At 41.1% G+C, this 20015-nt stretch carries 19 protein-coding genes and 2 pseudogenes; 6 read left to right on the forward strand and 15 right to left on the reverse strand.

What is annotated here, in order from left to right; translation table 11 throughout:
* Positions 1 to 47: 47 nt before the first annotated feature.
* The 4 genes from CEF17_RS10575 to typA all read right to left on the reverse strand — a co-directional run bounded on the left by CEF17_RS10575 (position 48) and on the right by typA (position 4085).
* Positions 48 to 902: an alpha/beta fold hydrolase gene (locus CEF17_RS10575; RefSeq protein ID WP_100399492.1), complete on the reverse strand. Its 855-nt coding sequence runs from the start codon at positions 900 to 902 to the stop codon at positions 48 to 50.
* Between the two features lie 74 nt (positions 903 to 976).
* Positions 977 to 1492 carry a hypothetical protein gene (locus CEF17_RS10580; protein WP_100399493.1) on the reverse strand — a complete coding sequence of 172 codons (516 nt, stop codon included), beginning with the start codon at positions 1490 to 1492 and terminating at the stop codon, positions 977 to 979.
* Between the two features lie 373 nt (positions 1493 to 1865).
* A complete protein-coding gene (locus tag CEF17_RS10585) occupies positions 1866 to 2195 on the reverse strand; it encodes a YlaH-like family protein (RefSeq protein WP_100399494.1) in 330 nt (109 codons plus the stop codon).
* 48 nt (positions 2196 to 2243) lie between these two features.
* Positions 2244 to 4085 (reverse strand): translational GTPase TypA, encoded by a 1842-nt coding sequence (typA, locus tag CEF17_RS10590; RefSeq protein ID WP_100399495.1) that lies wholly within the window; start codon positions 4083 to 4085, stop codon positions 2244 to 2246.
* A 351-nt stretch (positions 4086 to 4436) separates the two neighbouring features.
* Between typA and CEF17_RS10595 the strand changes: the two genes are divergently transcribed.
* Positions 4437 to 4649, forward strand: coding sequence for a DUF5325 family protein (locus CEF17_RS10595; protein WP_100399496.1), 213 nt, complete (start codon positions 4437 to 4439; stop codon positions 4647 to 4649).
* A gap of 24 nt (positions 4650 to 4673) precedes the next feature.
* Here CEF17_RS10595 and CEF17_RS10600 read toward each other — a convergent pair whose 3' ends face one another.
* Positions 4674 to 5462: an inositol monophosphatase family protein gene (locus tag CEF17_RS10600; RefSeq protein ID WP_442857436.1), complete on the reverse strand. Its 789-nt coding sequence runs from the start codon at positions 5460 to 5462 to the stop codon at positions 4674 to 4676.
* Positions 5463 to 5625: 163 nt separating this feature from the next.
* Complete coding sequence (locus CEF17_RS10605; RefSeq protein ID WP_054635197.1) at positions 5626 to 5814, reverse strand: hypothetical protein; 189 nt, start codon at positions 5812 to 5814, stop codon at positions 5626 to 5628.
* Between the two features lie 278 nt (positions 5815 to 6092).
* Between CEF17_RS10605 and CEF17_RS10610 the strand changes: the two genes are divergently transcribed.
* The gene (locus CEF17_RS10610; RefSeq protein ID WP_100400877.1) at positions 6093 to 6731 is read left to right on the forward strand and encodes a YktB family protein; all 639 of its coding nucleotides are present in this window, start codon (positions 6093 to 6095) and stop codon (positions 6729 to 6731) included.
* 42 nt (positions 6732 to 6773) lie between these two features.
* Here CEF17_RS10610 and CEF17_RS10615 read toward each other — a convergent pair whose 3' ends face one another.
* Entirely contained in the window at positions 6774 to 7052 is a 279-nt protein-coding gene (locus tag CEF17_RS10615; RefSeq protein WP_100399498.1) for a UPF0223 family protein, read from the reverse strand.
* A 15-nt stretch (positions 7053 to 7067) separates the two neighbouring features.
* Positions 7068 to 8030 carry an NAD(P)H-dependent flavin oxidoreductase gene (locus tag CEF17_RS10620; protein WP_100399499.1) on the reverse strand — a complete coding sequence of 321 codons (963 nt, stop codon included), beginning with the start codon at positions 8028 to 8030 and terminating at the stop codon, positions 7068 to 7070.
* A 176-nt stretch (positions 8031 to 8206) separates the two neighbouring features.
* Here CEF17_RS10620 and CEF17_RS10625 point away from each other — a divergent pair, with 176 nt between their 5' ends.
* Entirely contained in the window at positions 8207 to 9682 is a 1476-nt protein-coding gene (locus CEF17_RS10625) for an aminotransferase class I/II-fold pyridoxal phosphate-dependent enzyme (protein ID WP_100399500.1), read from the forward strand.
* A 44-nt stretch (positions 9683 to 9726) separates the two neighbouring features.
* Here CEF17_RS10625 and CEF17_RS10630 read toward each other — a convergent pair whose 3' ends face one another.
* A complete protein-coding gene (locus tag CEF17_RS10630; protein ID WP_100399501.1) occupies positions 9727 to 9855 on the reverse strand; it encodes a GapA-binding peptide SR1P in 129 nt (42 codons plus the stop codon).
* A gap of 465 nt (positions 9856 to 10320) precedes the next feature.
* On the opposite strand from CEF17_RS10630, the pseudogene CEF17_RS10635 reads away from it, so the two are divergent.
* A pseudogene (locus tag CEF17_RS10635) lies at positions 10321 to 10521 on the forward strand (IS5/IS1182 family transposase); the annotation flags it as partial.
* A 149-nt stretch (positions 10522 to 10670) separates the two neighbouring features.
* On the opposite strand, the pseudogene CEF17_RS21045 reads toward CEF17_RS10635, so the two are convergent.
* The 4 genes and pseudogenes from CEF17_RS21045 to CEF17_RS10655 form a co-directional block, all read right to left on the reverse strand.
* Positions 10671 to 11894: pseudogene (locus CEF17_RS21045) on the reverse strand (IS110 family transposase).
* A 407-nt stretch (positions 11895 to 12301) separates the two neighbouring features.
* Positions 12302 to 12595, reverse strand: a complete 294-nt coding sequence (locus CEF17_RS10645) for a DUF3055 domain-containing protein (protein ID WP_100399502.1) — start codon at positions 12593 to 12595, stop codon at positions 12302 to 12304.
* Positions 12596 to 12744: 149 nt separating this feature from the next.
* Positions 12745 to 13194: a hypothetical protein gene (locus CEF17_RS10650; RefSeq protein WP_100399503.1), complete on the reverse strand. Its 450-nt coding sequence runs from the start codon at positions 13192 to 13194 to the stop codon at positions 12745 to 12747.
* Between the two features lie 265 nt (positions 13195 to 13459).
* Positions 13460 to 14332 (reverse strand): polysaccharide deacetylase family protein, encoded by an 873-nt coding sequence (locus CEF17_RS10655; RefSeq protein ID WP_100399504.1) that lies wholly within the window; start codon positions 14330 to 14332, stop codon positions 13460 to 13462.
* A gap of 389 nt (positions 14333 to 14721) precedes the next feature.
* On the opposite strand from CEF17_RS10655, the gene CEF17_RS10660 reads away from it, so the two are divergent.
* Together CEF17_RS10660 and CEF17_RS10665 are read left to right on the forward strand one after the other, a co-directional pair.
* Positions 14722 to 16413, forward strand: coding sequence for a glycine betaine uptake BCCT transporter (locus tag CEF17_RS10660; RefSeq protein ID WP_100399505.1), 1692 nt, complete (start codon positions 14722 to 14724; stop codon positions 16411 to 16413).
* Between the two features lie 197 nt (positions 16414 to 16610).
* Positions 16611 to 17000 (forward strand): thioredoxin family protein, encoded by a 390-nt coding sequence (locus CEF17_RS10665; RefSeq protein ID WP_100399506.1) that lies wholly within the window; start codon positions 16611 to 16613, stop codon positions 16998 to 17000.
* 198 nt (positions 17001 to 17198) lie between these two features.
* Here the strand turns inward: CEF17_RS10665 and lpdA are convergent, their stop codons facing one another.
* Complete coding sequence (gene lpdA, locus CEF17_RS10670; protein ID WP_100399507.1) at positions 17199 to 18611, reverse strand: dihydrolipoyl dehydrogenase; 1413 nt, start codon at positions 18609 to 18611, stop codon at positions 17199 to 17201.
* 3 nt (positions 18612 to 18614) lie between these two features.
* On the reverse strand, positions 18615 to 19922 hold the full coding sequence (locus tag CEF17_RS10675; protein ID WP_100399508.1) for a dihydrolipoamide acetyltransferase family protein: 1308 nt from the start codon (positions 19920 to 19922) through the stop codon (positions 18615 to 18617).
* Positions 19923 to 20015 lie beyond the last annotated feature (93 nt).

Genomic DNA, 20015 nt, shown 5'->3' on the forward strand with positions numbered 1-20015 from the left:
GCTGTTGAGAAGTATTTCTCAACAACCTTTCTCCTAATTGTTCTCCATTATAAAAACTTTGTTATCAGTTTATTAATAAGCTCTGGCTGTTCATGAAGGATCCAGTGAGTAGAATCTCCCACTAGAATTAACTCACCATCCAAGCAGTAATTCATGCTTTTCTTTGCTGATTTCACAGTCAAAAAGTGATCTTCGACGCCCCAAATCATTCTCGTAGGGACTGTAACATCCGGAGATGGGATAGTCATTCCCTTACTAAATATTGCCCGATACCAGTTTAGCATGGAAGTAATCGCTCCTGGAGGGGACCATGCATCTTTGTAGTAGTCCATATCCCCAGAGGAAAACGTTCCAGCTTTACTTGAGGAATACATTGTTTTCTCCAGTGTTTTATAATCGTTTGCCTGAAGTAATTTTTCCGGCCATGAAGGAAGCTGAAAAAACAGCATATAACTGCTTTTTGCCAGCTGGGATGGGTGGCAGGCCATCACAGCTGGCATAACACTTGGGTGAGGGATATTAATAGGTATAAACTTTTCCACGTATTCTGGTTTTGTTGCAGCAAGGTACCACCCTACAGCTCCTCCCCAATCATGACCAATAATGACCGCGTTTGTTTTTTCGAAATAGTTTATGAGACCAATAATATCATCTCTTAATAGATCTATAGAATAATGATCTACTTCAGGTGGCTTGTCGCTTAAATTGTAACCACGCTGGTCAGGCACTACTACCCGGTAGCCTTGCTTGGCCAAAGGCTCAATCTGGTTTCTCCACCCATACCAAAATTCCGGAAAACCATGAAGCAGGATCACGAGAGGTCCATCTGCCGGACCCGCCAAAGCTACATGGAGAGAAATTCCGTTCACCTTTACAAATTTAAACTCTACATCTGCCGCCATACTCCACACACCTTTACTGCATAATGAAAAGGGCGGCTGTTACGCCGTCCCTTTTTGCTTTCTGCCGGCCGTGCTTACGCTATCGTTTTTACCTTTACCCATTTTTGATCATAAGAGCTAATATTTAAAGCTTCACAAATAAGATCTATAGAAATACCGAGATCTGAAGCGAGCATTACTTTTGCTAAATCTATTGCCACCCTTTCATCATCAAAAGGGGTAACCTCTACTTCGACACTAAGGTTATAAGAGCCTCCCAGGAAAAAGGTTACTTCTTTTTTTTCACAACCCTTATTTTCTTCGGTAATTTCCTTCTCAGCTGCTTTTCTGTGTTTATCTGCTTCCACCCACTGTGACTTAATCATTCTCTGTAAGGTATTTTCAGTAAATTCTCCGACAATTTCACATCTGCCGTCCTTTTTATCTTCAACAATAATGCGCAGTGAACCGTTAGTCCATATCCAGCAGCAAGATCCTTCGTGAGCTTTATTGTCTTCTTTATCAAAATGGGTTAAACAGCTGAATCCATTTTCTTTTAGCTCGGAAAACGTCTTAATTTCCGCAAGCATAGGCTTTATTTGATTATGCATAGGAAAAACACCTCGCACTCTTTAACCATCGTACTTATTAATTACCCTTTTTCCTGCTAAACTATTCCTTACATCAGTATGCATTGTTTCACCTTTTTTTCTGGTCGATAAGTTGACACTAAAATTCCATTCCCATCTTATGAGTTGACAAACCTGTTTTCTTCTTAAATTAAAAAAAGACTTCATTGAAAATGCTTCAAAGGCACAAAAAGATACTCAGTCAAAGGTCCGCCCACCAGAAAACGTACGTCATCGCTACAATTATTGCATTTACTCCCCCATCATTTTGTTCTGGCCGGTGGATGTAGGCTGCAGAAAACAAAAAACTGTCTTCTGCAACGCTATACGTTACAAGAAGACAGTTTCTATAGTCTTATCCTTCAGTTTCTTGTTCTTTCTTGTGGGCTCGAAGCCTGATCTTATATGTTCCCAAAACAGCTGCTGCAATTAAGAGTGACTCTACAATCGGCATACCAATTGCAAAGATCGTTAAAGGTAAGGCACCTGCTAATAAAGCAGCATAAACAATCACATTTTTCAGGATAGGAAGTTTGCGTGCAAATCCCAAATTAAACACAAGGATACAAGTAATCACTACGGCTGCATATAAGGCCCAGAAACCAAACACTGGATTTTCGTGCACTTGTAATAACCCGGCAAACCAAGAGAGGTCATCTCTGGTCACATTAACCTCTTCATTCATCTTCCATTCACCTCACAGCGACACAATACGGCTGCAAACATTCTTAGGTTAAGAATTTTTCTTTGCAAGCTTTTTTCTTTTTTCTTCACGTTCTCTCATGCTTTTATCTAATATTTTTTTACGAAGACGGATCGATTCTGGTGTAACCTCACAATACTCATCTTCATTCAAATATTCAAGAGCTTCTTCTAATGTCAGAATTCTTGGGCGCTTCATTGTAACGGTGCTTTCTTTAGTAGCAGAACGAATGTTGGTCTGCTGCTTTAATTTCGTAATGTTTACCGTTAAATCATTATCCCGGTTATGCTCCCCTACAATCATGCCTTCGTAGATCTCTGTTCCGGGCTCTAAAAACAGAGTTCCACGGTCTTCTACTTGCAGCATGCCATACGGAGTTGCTTTTCCTGTTTCCATAGAAACAAGAACGCCCTGGCGCCGTCCTCCGACTTGCCCCTGGGCAACCGGCTGATAACCATCGAAGGCATGATTTAAAATTCCATATCCTTTTGTCTGTGCCATAAACTCAGTAGTATAGCCAATCAATCCACGAGATGGAATAATAAAGTCCATGCGTACTTGTCCATCACCTTTGTTGACCATATCAATCATTTCACCTTTACGCTCACCTAACGACTCCATGACTGCTCCGGTATAATCTTCAGGAACGTCAACTTGAGCTCTTTCTACAGGTTCACAAAGTACTCCATCCACTTCCTTGATAATTACTTCAGGCTTTGAAACTTGCAGCTCATAGCCTTCCCGTCTCATATTTTCAATAAGGATGGATAAGTGCAGCTCACCTCTCCCGGAAACTTTCCAGACTTCAGGTGATTCTGTATTTTCCACACGAAGGCTGACATCTGTTTCTAGCTGAGTTTTTAATCTCTCCTCAAGCTTTCGGCTTGTTACATAGCTGCCCTCGCGCCCGGCAAATGGGCTGTTGTTTACAAGGAAGGTCATTTGCAGAGTCGGCTCGTCAATTCTCACCGGCTCTAATGGTTCCTGGTGCTCTACAGGTGTAATGGTTTCACCAACATTAATATCTTCCACACCTGCAATGGCAATTAAGTCTCCAGCTTTAGCTTCATCAATTTCCATACGTTTTAGGCCCATAAAGCCAAACAGCTTGGTGACACGGAAGTTTTTCGTGCTGCCATCACGCTTAATAAGTGTTGCCTGATCTCCTGTTTTGATTGTTCCGCGAAAAACCCTTCCTACCCCGATTCTTCCAAGATAGTCATTATAATCAAGCATTGTGACCTGGAACTGGAACGGCTCACTGCTGTTATCTTCTGGAGCAGGAACGTTTTCGACAATGGTCTCAAACAAAACCGTCATATCATCATCCTGCTTTGCCGGATCAGCACTCGCTGTTCCGTTTATCGCAGAGGCATATACTACTGGAAAATCAAGCTGCTCTTCATCAGCACCTAGCTCAATAAATAAGTCCAGGACTTCATCTACTACTTCTTCTGGTCGAGCTGCATCTCTGTCGATTTTGTTTAGAACTACCAGTGGAGTCAGCTTTTGCTCCAGAGCTTTTTTCAATACAAAACGTGTCTGAGGCATACAGCCCTCATAAGCATCAACAACAAGGAGAACGCCATCAACCATTTTTAATATGCGTTCTACTTCCCCGCCAAAATCAGCGTGTCCAGGTGTATCCATAATATTGATTCTTGTATCCTGGTACCGGACTGCTGTATTTTTTGCCAGAATTGTAATACCCCGTTCTCTTTCTATATCATTGTTGTCCATGGCCCGTTCGTCTACCTGCTCATTTTCTCTGAACGTGCCGGACTGTTTCAACAATTCATCAACAAGTGTAGTTTTCCCATGGTCTACATGGGCAATAATCGCTATATTGCGTAAATCTGTTCGTACATCCATTAGTTATTAATCGCTCCTCATTCGTACAAAATTCCTCAACTGTATCATTATAGCATACGGTTGAAATGTATTCAGCAAATGATGAATGTTTTTCCTTATCTGCTGCCGGGCCTTTTATAAGATTCACCTAAAAAGCCGGCATAGGACCTCCCTCTCCCCGGTACATGCATGACCTCTTATTTCTTCACACCGCTTTTATTTTTTTTCAAAACACGTTACACTAAACACATAAACATTCTTCTATGGTCTGACTGTTATGCAACCCGGGTACATATTTTACTCCTCATTGGCCGGGCACCTTTTTTACCAGACCTTTGAATTAATGAATAAAAAATTCAAGCAGGTGAAAAAATGACAAAGTCAAAATGGATTTTCTTATCCTTAGCTGTTCTTGCTACTGTAGCCATTATGGGTTTTGGAGTAGCAGTGGCAGAAAGAAGTTTTCTTATTGCTCTTGTTTCCTTTGTCGGTCTTTATTTTTCTTTTAAATACGCTCGTGTGGTCAGAAACAGCTTGGAAGATGATAACTCTATGGAAGAAGAAGCTGCAAAAAAAGTGGAGTAGCCGTGAGGCTCTCCACTTTTTATATTATTGTGCCGACACATAGGAAATCAGGTCTTCATGTATACCAGGGCGCGCAGCTATGAGTGAACTTGTACCTAAAAGAGGAAGCTCTTCTCCGTCGAAGGAAGTAAGCAGGGCTCCCACTTCTTTTAATATGACTGCTCCCCCTGCATAATCCCAAGGAGATAAACGGAAACTGACATAGGCATCCAGCCTTCCTGCTGCCACATAAGCGAGTTCTATCGCCGCAGAGCCGTACGAACGAATTCCCCGTACATCTTTTACCAGCCTGTGAAGGGACCCATCTTCAACGCTCGTTTCCTTTAACAGCCACCTTGCGTTTAAGCCCACAATCGATTCATTTATGTTGCCTTTTGTTAACGATTGAAGAGGAGAATCATTCAGGTAAGCTCCCTCACCGTTTACAGCAGTGAAGCATTCATCATCCATCACATTATAAATAATGCCAACACGTTCCTGTCCATTTTCAAAAATTCCCAGGGAAATTGAAAAATTATACTTTTGGTGGACAAAATTTGTTGTTCCGTCAATCGGATCAATGATCCAGATTATTCCTTCCGTGGATGTTAGCTCATCACCTCTTCCCTCTTCCCCAAGAACAAGGTGAGCAGGGTAATAATTTTTTATTTTATCAGTCAAAAACTGTTCAATTTCATGGTCCATCTGTGTGACTAAATCATTGGGGTTGGATTTAGCCTGTACATCAAGAGGGTTGTTTAAAGAGCTCCTTAATATGTCTCCGCTTTCTTTAATCCACATTTCAGCTTCTTCTTTTACCTTTTTCCACTCCATAGATTTCATGGTCTCCCCTCTATTCTCTTTCTAGTATGTATTGTTCCTTATTATGCCATAAATTTATGTAACGTAATAGAGAAAGGCTTTTTTGTCCTGTCAGAAACCTTTAAACCAAAAAAAAGCAGGCTCTCTGCCCGCTTTGTATCTTTTAATTTTATTTTCACACTTCTAGTCTGATTAGTTCTTTACGAAGAATCTCAAGCCGGTTCTTGCACTCTTTCATCGCGTCAAGATCTTCTTCGAGCATGGCATCATGTAAAGTTGCGAGTTCATAATCAATTTCTAGACGCAGAACAGGAATACGTTCTTCAGCATCAGTTCTTTTGAATGTTTGAATCACTTGTTCCATGGTCATCCACACCCCTTTTTTCGTAATATAATCTCTAGAAAGCTGAAAAAATTATATTACTGATCATTTAACTAAATATTCTGAAATATTTATTGTTATCATTGTATCATACTTTTCTAAAAATTCAAACGAATCTCTCAATAAATATTTTCTCTCTTTCCTTTTAGAAGCGGACTCCAGCTCCTTCATTTCGACTCCTGTCCCTATTTATTTGCTTTAGCTGCTGCTAAAAAGCTATTATAAAAAAGAATAGAATACTTGTAAGGAGGTTTTGAATGATGACTATTCAAGGCTTTACAAAAAAAGACTTTGATGTTTTTACCATTGATGGGCTGGATGAAAGAATGGAAGCAATCAAAAGCACGGTGCGCCCTAAACTTGAAGCTGCAGGAGAATATTTTGCTCCGGCTATTTCTTCCATGACTGGCGACGAAATGTTCTACCATGTGGCAAAGCACGCCAGAAGAAAAGTTAATCCTCCTGATGACACATGGGTTGCTTTTGCTGATAATAAAAGAGGCTATAAAAAGCTTCCTCATTTTCAAATAGGCTTATTTGAAAGTCATCTTTTTGTGTGGTTCGCTGTAATTTATGAATCGCCAATTAAAGGTGCTTTGGCAGACCAGTTGTTTCAAAAGGAAGAGATACTACATAATATTCCAGACCATTATGTGTGGTCAATGGATCATACAAAACCAGACGCGGAACTTCAAAAAAATCTTTCCGCCCAAGATAGGCTAACCATGATTGACAGGCTGAAAAGTGTAAAAAAGTCTGAGCTTTTGTGCGGTATTCATTTAAATCGGGATGATGAAAGAGTGCAGGACGGGGAAAAACTAACACAAGTGATCGAGGAGACATTCGAAACCGTTCTGCCTCTTTACAGAACCGCTAAGGAAGTACATGCAAATAGCTGACAAACCTAAGGCAAGGGAGAAGTACGATCCCTTGCCTTTTTCTTATCTTACTTTCACTTTCATACCTGGCTCAGTCTTTCTCGCAGTCTGAACCGCTTTCCAGCAGGAAACTCCTGCCTCCTGGTCAAATTGACGAAAAAGCTGTTTTTCCTCACTTTTAGAAGGCACAATCTCTTTAAATCGATTGTATAACGCTAAAATATCTTCTCTATAAACGGCATTGAAGTGAGCTTTTTCAATAATATGAAAAAAATTAACTACATCAGCTACCTCTTCCTTTGACCAGTCCATTGAGACCGGCATGGGGATGTTTGTTTCCATATCCAAAAAACCTCCTTAGTCCTTCCCCCATTTCAGCCTTATATCGGATGCTTCATTTATGATGCGGTCAAAGAGCTCCTTTACACTGGGACAGTCATTTATTCTTCCCATAACCTGGCCTGCCCAGCCAAAGCCTTCTTTTTCCTTACCCTCATAAATAAAATGCTTATTAGCTTCTCCGCTTATTAGATCTTTTAAGGCTTCATAGGAAGGCGATACCTTTTCGGTTTCTAGTATTTTATCCGTCCATAAGCTTTTTAATGCCCGGGCTGGCGCACCTATTGAGCGCTTAATCACCACGGTATCACTTTCCGTTCCGGTCATCAAGGCTTGTTTATAGGCTGGGTGGGCATGAACACATTCTTTCGTAGCTATAAATCTGGTCCCCATCTCAATGCCTTCCGCTCCAAGCGCTAAAGAGGCCATTAATCCCCTGCCATCGCCAATGCCACCTGAAGCAATAACTGGAATGGACACACTGTCAACTACTTGAGGAATAAGTACCATCGTTCCTGTATCGTGCTTTCCTAAGTGACCTCCTCCTTCCTGCCCTACAACCATAACGGCATCGGCACCAAGTTCTTCTGCTTTTTCCGCCTGTCTTCTGGCTGCCACAAGCACCAGTTTGTTTACCTTCACACCTTCCAGGAAAGAAAAAATCGGAGCCGGGTTTCCCCCTGTCATTGTAATAGTCTCTACTCCCTCCTCAACGGCGGCTTCAAGCATATGTTCAAATGGGCGACCATGCTGGCCAATGGCAAAGTTGACACCAAAAGAACCGTCCGTTTTTTCTCGTACTTTCTTGATCTCCTCTCGAAGTTCCTTGGGAGATGAAAGAGACATTGCCGTAATTTGTCCCAGTCCTCCCGCATTTGACACTGCTGCCGCTAAATCAGAATAAGCTAAGTAAGCCAGCCCTCCTTGTACAATAGGATACTTAATATTAAGAAGTTCAGACACTCTCGTTTTCCATTCCATTTTATCTTACTCCCTTCTCCCTCAAGTTCCGTTGTTTTTGTTGAATCTAGAGCATACAATATGTCTTTTTTCGATTCATACCTTCTTATATCCTTTTTTAATTTTCAATACCTGACGTTTTTTGATATAATCTCCTTGTTTTAAGTCATGTTTTTACTATCTTCAGGGGGTTAACGATGAGTTCGCAATGGAAAACACCTTTATTTACTGCACTGAAAGACCATGCCGAAAAAGAACCCGTTCAATTTCACATCCCGGGTCACAAGAAAGGAAAAGGAATGGACGAAGAGTTCAGTTCTTATATAGGGAAAAATGCTTTATCTTTAGATTTAATTAATATTGAGCCGCTTGATGACCTGCACCATCCCCACGGGATCATTGATGATGCACAGCAGCTTGCTGCAGAAGCCTTTGGTGCCGATTACACATTTTTTTCTATACAAGGGACAAGCGGCGCCATTATGACTATGATCTTGTCCGTGTGTTCTCCAGGCGATAAAATCATCATTCCTCGAAATGTTCATAAATCAATTATGTCTGCAATCATTTTTTCCGGGGCTGTGCCGATTTTTATCCATCCAGAGCTTGACGACCAGCTAGGGATTTCTCATGGAATTACAACCGTGGCAGTGGAAAAGGCTCTTAGTCATCATCCCGATGCGAAAGGGCTCTTAGTCATTAATCCCACTTATTTTGGGGTAGCAGCAGATTTGGCATCTATCGTTAAGATTGCCCATTCCTACGAAGTTCCTGTTCTCGTAGATGAAGCTCACGGTGTGCATATCCATTTCCATGAATCCCTCCCTTTATCCGCCATGGAGGCAGGAGCCGATATGGCAGCAACGAGTGTCCATAAACTGGGAGGCTCAATGACCCAAAGCTCCGTCCTTAACGTGAGAGAAGGTCTGGTCTCTCCTCAAAGAGTCCAATCCATTATGAGCATGCTGACAACTACCTCAACATCTTATCTTCTCCTTGCTTCTCTTGATGCAGCAAGAAAGCATTTAGCCACACAAGGGAGAGATTTGCTTGAAAAGACAATGAGACTGGCGAATCAAGCTCGCAGCTCTTTAAATAAGATTAAAGGGATTTCCTGTACTGATTTTTCCACTAACAACAGCAAGGCTGTCTATTCATTTGATCCAACAAAGCTGTTAATCTCTGTTTATGATCTAGGAATAACCGGATACGAAGCAGAATTATGGCTTCGCACTCATTATAATATCGAGGTTGAGCTTTCAGATCTGTATAACATTTTATGTATTGTGTCTTTTGGTGACAGCGAGAAAGAGACATCCTTGCTCGTTAAAGCAATACAGCGTATGTCCCTTGAAAAGGAAGCAGTCCATAAAGAAACAGAAGTAACTTCTCTTTCTCTCCCTGATATCCCAACGCTGTCCATGCTTCCTAGGGATGCTTTTTACACAGATACAGAATTGATCCCTTTTTATGAAACCGCAGGAAGAATTATTGCTGAGTTTATTATGGTTTATCCGCCTGGGATTCCAATTCTTCTGCCCGGCGAAATTATCACAGAAGAAAACCTTATCTACATTGAAAAAAACATGAAAGCAGGACTCCCTGTCCAAGGACCCGAGGATCCAAGCCTGCAAAAAATTAAAGTTATTAAAGAGCACAAACCAATCATATAAATAAAAAAAGAAGGCTACGTAAAAGCCTTCTTTTTATATATGTGTTATTTTTTTGTGGCTTTCTTTGTTTCACATTTCTCACAGTCACTGCTCACCGCGTAGAGAGTGGCCACCTTTTCTCCATCAAAGTGCTCAATTGTACGATTACAAGTTTGGCAAACGATGATTCCCATTGAACCCATCTCCTTTTTTTGAAAGCGTTTAATGTTTTGTTACTATTATATTATTATGTCACATTAAAAATGTCAATAATAAATTGTATAACACATTTATAGTAAAGTACCTAATTAATAAATTTATTTTTAACAATAGGTTTAAAAAAGAGGGACTTCCAAAAGGAAGTCCCTCTTCAGGTTGTTGAGAAAGTCGTCTCAACAACCTGTTTTTCGCCTTTAATAATCTGATTATTCAGATACCTGTAGTATAATATATAGTAAGAAATCGCTACAGACGGACGCTTTTACCTAAAGGTACAAGTGTGTCATCCGTTCAAGCTACATTTCATTCGCATGAACGGTGTCTTCTATGCCGCGGGCAGGGCCTCAGCCTCCTCGGCAAAATCACCCTGCGGGGTCTTCAGCTCCTGCTCTTCCCGCCGGAGTCGCCGTCTTTCGCTACTCAAAAAAGGAGGATAACACATGTTACGTCCAATCCGAGAGAAGCAAGTTGAATTGGAAATGGTATCGATTGATCAACTGGTTCCTGAAGACCACTTACTCCGGAAAATTGAAGCCACAATTGATTTTTCCTTTATATATGACAAAGTCAAGCCCTACTACAGTGAAGACAACGGTCGTCCGCCGATTGATCCTGTTATGCTTTTTAAAATGATGTTTGTCTTTAGTCAAGGGTATTTTGTTATATTCATTTGTGGGTGTAGGAGGAAGGGGGGCCCCTTCCGCCTACACCCACAAATTTGCATGGTAAAAAGACCTTACGATTTCCTTTTTTTCGAAAGGTCAATGTGCTATAGTTAAAACAATATATGTTACGATCTTTGAGCTGGTAGTGCGGACTCATAATCGTACAGTACGCCGTGTGTAATAAGTTGAAACGTCACTTTCAGGAACTTATTTATACACGCCACAACCGCGACCTTATGAGGCTTACTCTGAGGTTGCTTTTTTAATCTCTGATAATAATCCACTATGTGATTTGGCTTTCCTTTTGCCATAAGCATCGAACAAATCATAAAAAATAAAATCTTCCGCAACTTCTTATTCCCTCTTTGTATTTATACGATCACGATATTGCATATTTCCAGATTGATAATGCATGATATCAATTCCAGCGAAGACGTTCAGTTGGTTGGCATTTTTAAAACGGCGAATATCGCCGAGTTCGCCAATCAGTCGACACGCTGTGGAATCTCCGATTCCTGGAAATGAACGCAAGACCTTATATTCTTTTCGTTCCTCTGACATAGCCGTCATTTGTTTGACGAGTTTGTCCTTTTTTTCCACCAAATCCGCCATACGTCGAGCATAATCCCTCACTTGATCACAACGAATGTCCGAAGGATCAATAGCTGGATATGAGTTTTCCGCCACTTCCAATAATACGGTGGCCTTCTTCTCTGCACGCTCTAAAGATAAATTCTTTCGGGTATTCTGTTTCAACGATTTTTAATGATCGTTTTCGAATGTGCTAGTAAAAGTGCCGGATGAGGATAGAGCTGTACGAGATTTAAAAATAAAGCGGAACGTGGTGTAATCATCTGTTCCAATTCCGGAAACGATAGATGTAAAATCGCATGCATTCGACTGCGTAAAAAGATCATCTCTTCATCAATTTCATCATAATAACGTGTAATCGCACGCTTTTGTTCATAATAGTCATCCTGTTGATATGTCGCTGCACGCTGCATAGTAAAGTTGGTTTTTGCAAGTTCATGGGCATCGCTGACATCCGTCTTATGACGACGCATCTTTGCCATTTGCATATTCGCTTCAAATGGATTCATACGGCAGTATGAATGACCTTTCGTTGCCAGGAATTTTTCCAGTGATTTTGAGTAAATACCAGTTGCTTCAAACACAATGTCGGGGGCTTGTTTATCCAAAGCAGTCATTTCTACAATACTTTGATGAAGCCGTTCAAAGTCGATACGCGTGTGAGTTAATTCTCCTGCACCTTCACATTGTTTATACCTGTCATAAATAGCAAATGTACTTTTCCCTTTACTGATATCAAGTGCAATAACATGCTTCAAATGAATCGTCTCCTTTTTAACCAATTTAACCAATATAGAAGTCTCCACAGGGCCTTATTGATTCCATTTTCTTATACACGATCTCTTGGACCCAACATACTAAACTGATTCAAATAAGGGTGTGAAGGTGGCCGGTTTTTGATACGGACTCTTATCGTGGTCCCAGAGGCTGGTCGGCCTTTCTTCACTTCTACTATAAAAAAATAGAAGCACAGACCATGGCCTTGGTCTGCGCTACTAATGTTAGTATGTTTTTTTAAATTCTTGATATCTTTAGGACACTTACATACGTCCCAATTACTCATACAATTCCCACTAGACTCGATATCTTGTTATTAGAAAAGCCACTCAGCTCTTTTCACTCTTCATACGACCGTAAGATAACCTCTTTGGCTGCCCTGTCTGAATTACTTGGGCTGAAGTCTAGTGGACGGCAGGGTTTCCTTTAAATACGCAGCTACTTCTACTGCTGCCTTCCTGCTTGATAGTTGAAAAGCGAGCTGTATATTGCCTGAGCTCAAAAGATCTTCATCACCAAGCAATGTGGAACGCCCCGTTTGCATACAAACGACGAGAGGCTTTCCAAAAAACATATTTGTGTAGATAACTCCAAAATCATAACGTCCTTCTGACGTGGCCAGCCCCACATAAGTGACATTAGCTTGTTCTTCTTCCTCATACAAATATTTTGGAAATTTCATATAGACCCCTCCTTGAATGTATAAATTTTCTTTATTATAAGAAGAAACTGAAACCGTAACTACAAGTTTGTCACTTTATATACCACCTTTTGTTTATTTTCTTCATAAATAAAATAAAACAGAGCAGACCTGCTCTGTTTTTGTAGCGCTCAGGAAGCGTTTCGTCCTTGAAAACGAGGTACCTTGGATGACAAAAATCTGCTGACCTCTTCCATGAACAGTAAGTCTTCTTCTTCTATCCTGTATTTTCCATGGGGGACTCCAACGATAAAGATACCAAGAAGCTGACAGCCTTTATAAAAGGGTGATAATAAGTAATGCTTATCAATCTCATAATAAACGGTAATGGATCCCCTGATAGCACAAAGGCTTAATGGTTTGTGGCCAAAAGGAACAGAAGCTGGCATATGCCACGCTTTACCGCTGCAATTCTTCACAAACTCATTCCAATGATTCTCATATATTGCACAGCAGAAATCCTCAGGCAAGCTGTCAAAGTTGTAAACAATACGGCTGAAAAAATCATCCAGAGATTCAGCATAATCAAAGGAAAGACCGATTTCCATCCTTAATTCATCTAATATTTCAGGCTTGTTCATCATTCCCCTCCCCCCGCTTACGTTAGCTTATATCTATGCTTCTCCTTAATTTCTACCGATAGAATAGCACAAATGAAAACCCTTGAGGAGGGAAATTTTCACTTTCGTCAATACTATAAAAAAGTTCTTTTTATTCGACGTTCTTTGATATATTTTTCTACCAGCTATATGCATTTACGCTAAAAAAGGAACTGCCTCATTACTTCATTCTTTAGAAGGCAATCCTTTTTTCACAATCACTCTGGAACTATCACGCTTGTTTTCATTACTCTTTAATTTGGTCAGGATGGACAAAACCATAGCCTTTGTCTTCAAGGCCAAGAACAATATCCTCTAACGCCTCCATTGTCCACTCTCTGTCATGCATCAACAGGTTTGCCCCATCTCTTAACAGTTCGGTTTCTACCATTATTTCTGCTAAAGGTTCTGGTTCTGTATAATCAGCTTCCCAATCATAACCATAGGTCCAGTTCATAAGAATCATATTCTCTTCTTCCACTACTTCGCTGGCATGGTCTGTATTCACACCATGAGGAGCACGAAAGTACTCTGGCCTTTCTCCAATGATATCTTCAATGAGATCGTTTAAACCCACGATTTCCTCTTTCTGTTCTTCTTCACTCACATCGTCAAGTTTTTGATGATTCATTGTATGATTGCCAATGGCAAAGCCCATATCGTAGATAGCTTCCAACTGTTCCTCTCCTTCTTCGCTTTGAAGAAAGTGGCCATTTACAAAAAAGATAGCAGGAGCATCAAGTTCATAGAGGATCTCAGCCATTTCCACCCCATGATTATCTGGAGCATCGTCTATTGTTAGTAGTACGACTTGTTCATCTGCATCATTCACAGGTTCAAGAGACCAGTCATTTTTGTTTACTGTATAGCTTCCTTCATGCTCAGCAGCAGCCTCTGCATCCCCCTGCTCCTCTTCTTCTTCGTCCAGGGCATCACTTCCCGGATCTTCATCCACATCCCCGCCTTCTTCCGTATCCTCAATATCAGCCGTCTCATCATCCGTTTCCTCGATATTGTTTTCTTCCGGCAATTCTTCGTCAACTTCCTCCACATCGGTTTCAGTCTCAGTACATGCCGTAACTGTTAACGCTAAAGCAAATATTCCTATGTATTTTTTCAAGTAATTCCCCTCCAGAACCGATTTATGATATGTCCTAAGTTTACCAAAATTTGTGGAAATTGTGGGAAGAGATACCTTCTTTTTATGACATGAAATTCATTAATATAACAAAGACTAAAGGAAATGTTTATTTCCAGCAATGGAAGGGTATGGCTCTGATAGTCAAAAAGTAGGAGCCTTATTACTGTTGCATACAGTTTTGTTCATGTTATAATGTGTACCGGCGCTTATGTGCGGTAAGGTTTTTTAAAGATTTCCAATTTAATTTCACTTATCATGTTCCATGGAAAAAAGGATGCTTTCTAGGTCTTGAGTAATAGAAATTATTTCCATATTTAACACTAGATGTATCCCTCTAAATTTGACTTGAAAGGTGGTTTTTCTTTTTTATGAAGAAGCTGACACCCGTGTTTCTTATTTCCCTGGTGATTGCTCTCGCATTTATACTCTGGGGAGTCATTGCACCTGATAACGTAGAAATGGTCACTGGGGAAATCCAAGGATTTATTTCTACACAGTTAGGCTGGTTTTACTTACTGGCGGCCTCAGGCTTTTTGCTTTTTGCCCTGTTTCTTATCGTCAGTCCTTACGGCAAAATTAAACTAGGTAAGCCCGATGAGGAACCAGAGTACAATTACTTAACTTGGTTTTCTTTTTTATTTACAGCAGGTATGGGGATTGGACTTGTATTCTGGGGAGTGGCAGAGCCTCTTTACCACTTTTATGGACCCCCTAATCAAGAGCCGGAATCAAATGAAGCAGCCGCTGCCGCCTTACGATATTCATTTTTCCACTGGGGGCTTCACCCGTGGGCAATTTATACTGTGGTAGCATTGGCACTTGCATACTTTAAGTTCCGTCATGATGCTCCTGGGGTATTGAGCGCAGCGTTTAAACCTTTATTAGGAGATCGCATTAACGGCGGTATCGGTACAACAATCAATGTGATTGTGGTATTTGCCACGATCTTTGGTGTTGCTACTTCCCTTGGGTTTGGTGCAGCTCAAATGACAGCAGGGCTTGCCCACTTATTCGAACCTATTGTTAATGACACGTTTACTCAATTAATGGTGATCTTAGGTGTTACAGTGCTTTACATGGCTTCTTCCATGACAGGCATCAACAAAGGGATCCGAATCCTTAGTAAGACGAATATTTTTCTTGCGATAGGCTTAATGCTCTTCCTCCTCATTGTAGGGCCGACTGTGTTTATCATGAATGTCTTTACACAAACGCTTGGAAGCTATATTCAAAACTTGCCAAGTATGAGCTTTAGCTTAAATACATTCACTGGTGATTCGGCCTGGGTAGAAGATTGGACAGTCTTCTACTGGGCATGGTGGATTGCATGGTCGCCTTTTGTAGGTACATTTATTGCCCGTGTCTCCAGAGGCAGGACCATCCGTGAGTTTGTTGTAGGTGTACTTGCTGTTCCTACGCTATTTGGCGGCTTATGGTTCTCTGTTTTTGGAGGAACGGCTATTGATCTGGACATTAACCAAAACGGACTTATTTATGACATTATGGGCGAACAAGGAATGGAAGTCGCCTTGTTCTCTGTATTGGAGCAATTCCCGTTAGGAACGGCTATGTCTGTACTTGCTGTGCTGCTCATTATGTCGTTCTTTATCACATCTGCAGACTCTGCTACATTTGTACTCGGCATGCAGACAACAAACGGCAGCATGAACCCTCCTATATCTGTTAAAGCTGTATGGGGTATTATTCAATCCTCTGCTGCTGCCGTGCTGCTTTTATCAGGTGGATTGGCAGGCCTGGAGACTGCACTAATTATAGCGGCCCTGCCCTTTACCATCATTATGATCTTTATGGTTATATCGATGCTGAAAGCTTTGAAAGCTGAAAAAGCCGCTCTTCAACAACAAGCAGCTGAAGGAGATCGGACGCCTAGGCTTAAAGAAGAGCGCAAAAAGTTCAGGGAAGAAAAAGAACGCCTGCTCCGTGATATTGAGGAAATGAAAAAAGAAAGAGTAGAAATGAGAAAAGAAAGAGAAGAATTTAAAAAAGAACGAAACGCTTATAAAAGAGAAAGAGAAAGAGACAAAGACAAAGATAAATAAGAAAAGCCCCCTATCACCGAAAGTGATGGGGGCTTTTGACATTCTAATCCTATACGTGAGAAAAACCTCGTAACATGTAACATGAGAGACCTTAATATTTCTTTTTGATTACAAGTTATGGTTTCGCGTTTTAATCAACCAGCTTCTGGTAATACAATAATAGAAATAAGGCATTGTTACTAATGGGGGTGGAGAGATTGAGGGTCTTATGCCGTTTTTTCATTATTGTTATATTGTTAGGATTATCCGCATGCGTATCTTTTTCTGAAGCCGAGACCTCTCCCCCCTATTCATTAAATGAAAATGAAAAAATCACGCTTTTCTTTTCCGACGAGAACAACCTTGAAAAAGAATCTCCCTACTACGATGCCTTACTTACCTTACAAAATAACTTTGATGACCAGAAAGTTATTATTATAAATTCCTCTGAAGAAAAGCTAGTTAACTCTTTTGATATACAAGAGTTTCCTACTCTGTTAATAATAAAAGGTGAAGAAGTAAAAGGAAGCCTTTCTGGATTTCAAAATTATGAAAAGATTGAAGCCTTCCTTCAGGAAATCATTTTACCATCTAATGAAAGATTCTAGAATAAGCTGGAGACTCATCTAAGTAAATAAGGCTCCAATTATCTTCTGAAACTGAACGGATGTCGCACTTGTGCCTTTAGATGCATGCAAGTGTATTTTTAACAAGCAACTACTAAATACTAGAAACAAAAAAAGGCTCTCACCGGATGGTGAGGGCCCTTCTTATTAGCTGGTTTTTGTCCCAGCCTTCGCGTACTATTACTTAATGTGGATTGGTGTTCCAAGAGCTACTTCAGCTGTTTCCATAGTAATCTCACCAAGAGTAGGGTGAGCATGAATGGTCATAGCCAAGTCTTCAGCAGTCATACCTGCTTCAATGGCAAGACCAGCTTCAGCAATCATATCAGATGCATTTTGACCTGCAATTTGAGCTCCAATGACCAGCCCGTCTTCCTTACGAGTAACAAGCTTTAAGAAACCATCTGTTTCATTAAGTGAGAGGGCACGACCATTTGCCTGGAATGGGAATTTAGAAGCTACTGCGTCGTAACCAGCTTCCTTTGCCTCCGCTTCTGTATAACCAACACTTGCAAGCTCTGGCTCTGCGAACACAACCATCGGAATTCCAAGATAATCGATTTCAGACGCTTCACCAGAAATGGCTTCAGCAGCGATTTTCCCTTCGTAAGATGCTTTATGAGCAAGTGGAGGACCAGCAATAACATCACCGATTGCATAGATGTTAGAAGAGCTGGTACGGCACTGCTTATCTACTTTAATCAAGCCTTTTTCGTCCAGCTCGACTCCGATTTGCTCTAATCCAAGCTCATCAGAATTTGGACGGCGTCCTACCGCTACAAGAACATAGTCTGCCTCAAACGTCTTTTCCTCACCTTTTACTTCTGCTGTTACCTTCACGCCATCTTTTGTTTCCTCGGCAGACTTAGCAAAAGCTTGCGTTTCAAACGTAACGCCTTTTTTCTTAAGATTCCGCTGGACAAGCTGTGCCATTTGCTTTTCAAACCCGCCTAAGATGCGCTTTTCACCTTCAAGAACCGTTACTTCGCTTCCTAGATTTGCATAAGCCCCAGCAAGCTCAATTCCGATATAGCCTCCGCCGATAACGACCAGCTTATCAGGAACTTCATTTAAATTAATAGCGCCTGTAGAGTTAATAATACGGTCGCTGAATTTAAAATTAGGAATTTCAATTGGGCGGGAACCCGTAGCAATAATACAATTCTTAAACTTATAGGTCTGTGAGCCATAGCCATCCTCTGAAGAAACTTTTACTTGGTCACTATCAGAGAAATATGCCTCTCCTTTTACAAGGTTAACTTTGTTTCCTTTTAAAAGGCCTTCCACTCCGCCTGTAAGCTTATTAACAATCCCGCTTTTCCATTCTTGTACTTTGGAAAAATCTAAGCTTACATTTTCAGCAGTGATACCCATGTCATCGCTGCCTTTTGCATTATGGTAACGGTGGCCGGCTTCGATTAGTGCTTTTGATGGAATACATCCAACGTTTAAGCACACACCGCCAGTGCTTCCCTTTTCAACTACTGTTACCTTTTGTCCAAGCTGAGCTGCTCGGATTGCTGCTACATAGCCTCCTGGTCCGGAACCTATTATCAGCGTGTCTACTTCTTCTGCGAAATCACCTACAACCATGTTTTACCCCTCCATTACGATTAGTTCAGGATCATTAAGTAAGCGCTTCACGTGGTTTAATGCGTTTTGCGCTGTGACGCCATCGATGAGACGGTGGTCATAACTTAATGATAAAGCAAGTACAGGTGCGATGACAACTTCTCCATCACGAACTACTGCTTTTTCTTCAATGCGGCCAATTCCAAGGATTGCTACTTCTGGGTGGTTGATAACTGGAGTAAACCATTGTCCCTGAGCAGAACCAACGTTTGAAATGGTAACAGTACCGCCTTTCATTTCTTCAGCTGAAAGTTTGCCGTCACGGGCTTTCAATGCAAGCTCATTGATTTCTTTAGCAAGCATAAAGATGGATTTGCGGTCAGCGTCTTTTACTACTGGAACGACAAGCCCTTGTTTTGTATCAGCTGCGATACCAATATTAAAGTAGTTTTTATAAACGATTTCCTGGTTCTCATCATCAATAGAAGCATTTAGTGCAGGGAATTCACGCACGGCAGAAGTTAAAGCTTTCACTACATACGGCAGATACGTAAGCTTAATATCTTTTTCGGCAGCAACCGGCTTGAACTTCTTACGGTTTGCAACGAGATTTGTTACGTCTACTTCATCCATGTGCGTAACATGAGGAGCTGTCTGCTTGGAATTAACCATAGCATTTGCGATCGCTTTGCGGATACCTTTTAGTGGCACGCGCTCTTCAAGCTGCTCTGTAGCTTGTGCGGATGCGGCAGCAGGCTTCTCTTGCTTTTGCTCTTTCTGTTCTTGTTCACTGGCTGCAGCTTTTTCCTCAGTGCCGGCTGTTTCCTGTCCGCCATCAAGGAAGGACTCAACGTCTTCTTTCAGCACTCGGCCATTTTTTCCGCTGCCACTGACTTTACGGATATCTACACCTTTGTCTCTGGCAAATTTTCGCACAGATGGCATAGCGATGACACGACGATCCTCATCAACATCCGTATCTGTTTCAGCTGCTGGAGCAGCCGCTTCAGACGCTTCTTCTTTCTTTTCTTCCTTTGGTGTTTCTGTTTCAGCTTCTTGTTCGCTGCTGTCGTCCCCGGAAGGAGCATCTTCACTTCCGTCATCAATAATTAATACTGTCGTCCCCACAGTTGTGGTAACCCCTTCGTCCACTTTCACTTCTTTAACAGTGCCATCAACAGGAGAAGGAATCTCTACAACGGCTTTGTCATTCTGCACTTCACAAAGAACGTCGTCTTCCTTAATTGTATCGCCTTCTTTTACAAACCACTTAACAATTTCACCTTCATGAATACCTTCACCGATATCCGGTAGTTTAAATTCAAATGCCACAGATAGTGCCTCCTTTTTAACTAACTAAAAATGATAGAAAAATTCCTTGTAGTTTCACCTTTTACGGACAGGAAAAGTCTCTATTTTTCTTTA

It is taken from the genome of Bacillus sp. FJAT-44742 (genome assembly GCF_002797315.1).
GTDB classification, from domain to species: domain Bacteria; phylum Bacillota; class Bacilli; order Bacillales; family Marinococcaceae; genus Thalassorhabdus; species Thalassorhabdus alkalitolerans.

What these genes read in the sequence shown, in the direction of transcription:
- CEF17_RS10575 (WP_100399492.1), bottom strand. Translation starts at nt 902, where the DNA reads ATGGCGGCAGATGTAGAGTTTAAATTTGTAAAGGTGAACGGAATTTCT.
- CEF17_RS10580 (WP_100399493.1), bottom strand. Translation starts at nt 1,492, where the DNA reads ATGCATAATCAAATAAAGCCTATGCTTGCGGAAATTAAGACGTTTTCC.
- CEF17_RS10585 (WP_100399494.1), bottom strand. Translation starts at nt 2,195, where the DNA reads ATGAATGAAGAGGTTAATGTGACCAGAGATGACCTCTCTTGGTTTGCC.
- typA (WP_100399495.1), bottom strand. Translation starts at nt 4,085, where the DNA reads ATGGATGTACGAACAGATTTACGCAATATAGCGATTATTGCCCATGTA.
- CEF17_RS10595 (WP_100399496.1), top strand. Translation starts at nt 4,437, where the DNA reads ATGACAAAGTCAAAATGGATTTTCTTATCCTTAGCTGTTCTTGCTACT.
- CEF17_RS10600 (WP_442857436.1), bottom strand. Translation starts at nt 5,462, where the DNA reads ATGGAGTGGAAAAAGGTAAAAGAAGAAGCTGAAATGTGGATTAAAGAA.
- CEF17_RS10605 (WP_054635197.1), bottom strand. Translation starts at nt 5,814, where the DNA reads ATGGAACAAGTGATTCAAACATTCAAAAGAACTGATGCTGAAGAACGT.
- CEF17_RS10610 (WP_100400877.1), top strand. Translation starts at nt 6,093, where the DNA reads ATGACTATTCAAGGCTTTACAAAAAAAGACTTTGATGTTTTTACCATT.
- CEF17_RS10615 (WP_100399498.1), bottom strand. Translation starts at nt 7,052, where the DNA reads ATGGAAACAAACATCCCCATGCCGGTCTCAATGGACTGGTCAAAGGAA.
- CEF17_RS10620 (WP_100399499.1), bottom strand. Translation starts at nt 8,030, where the DNA reads ATGGAATGGAAAACGAGAGTGTCTGAACTTCTTAATATTAAGTATCCT.
- CEF17_RS10625 (WP_100399500.1), top strand. Translation starts at nt 8,207, where the DNA reads ATGAGTTCGCAATGGAAAACACCTTTATTTACTGCACTGAAAGACCAT.
- CEF17_RS10630 (WP_100399501.1), bottom strand. Translation starts at nt 9,855, where the DNA reads ATGGGAATCATCGTTTGCCAAACTTGTAATCGTACAATTGAGCACTTT.
- CEF17_RS10645 (WP_100399502.1), bottom strand. Translation starts at nt 12,595, where the DNA reads ATGAAATTTCCAAAATATTTGTATGAGGAAGAAGAACAAGCTAATGTC.
- CEF17_RS10650 (WP_100399503.1), bottom strand. Translation starts at nt 13,194, where the DNA reads ATGAACAAGCCTGAAATATTAGATGAATTAAGGATGGAAATCGGTCTT.
- CEF17_RS10660 (WP_100399505.1), top strand. Translation starts at nt 14,722, where the DNA reads ATGAAGAAGCTGACACCCGTGTTTCTTATTTCCCTGGTGATTGCTCTC.
- lpdA (WP_100399507.1), bottom strand. Translation starts at nt 18,611, where the DNA reads ATGGTTGTAGGTGATTTCGCAGAAGAAGTAGACACGCTGATAATAGGT.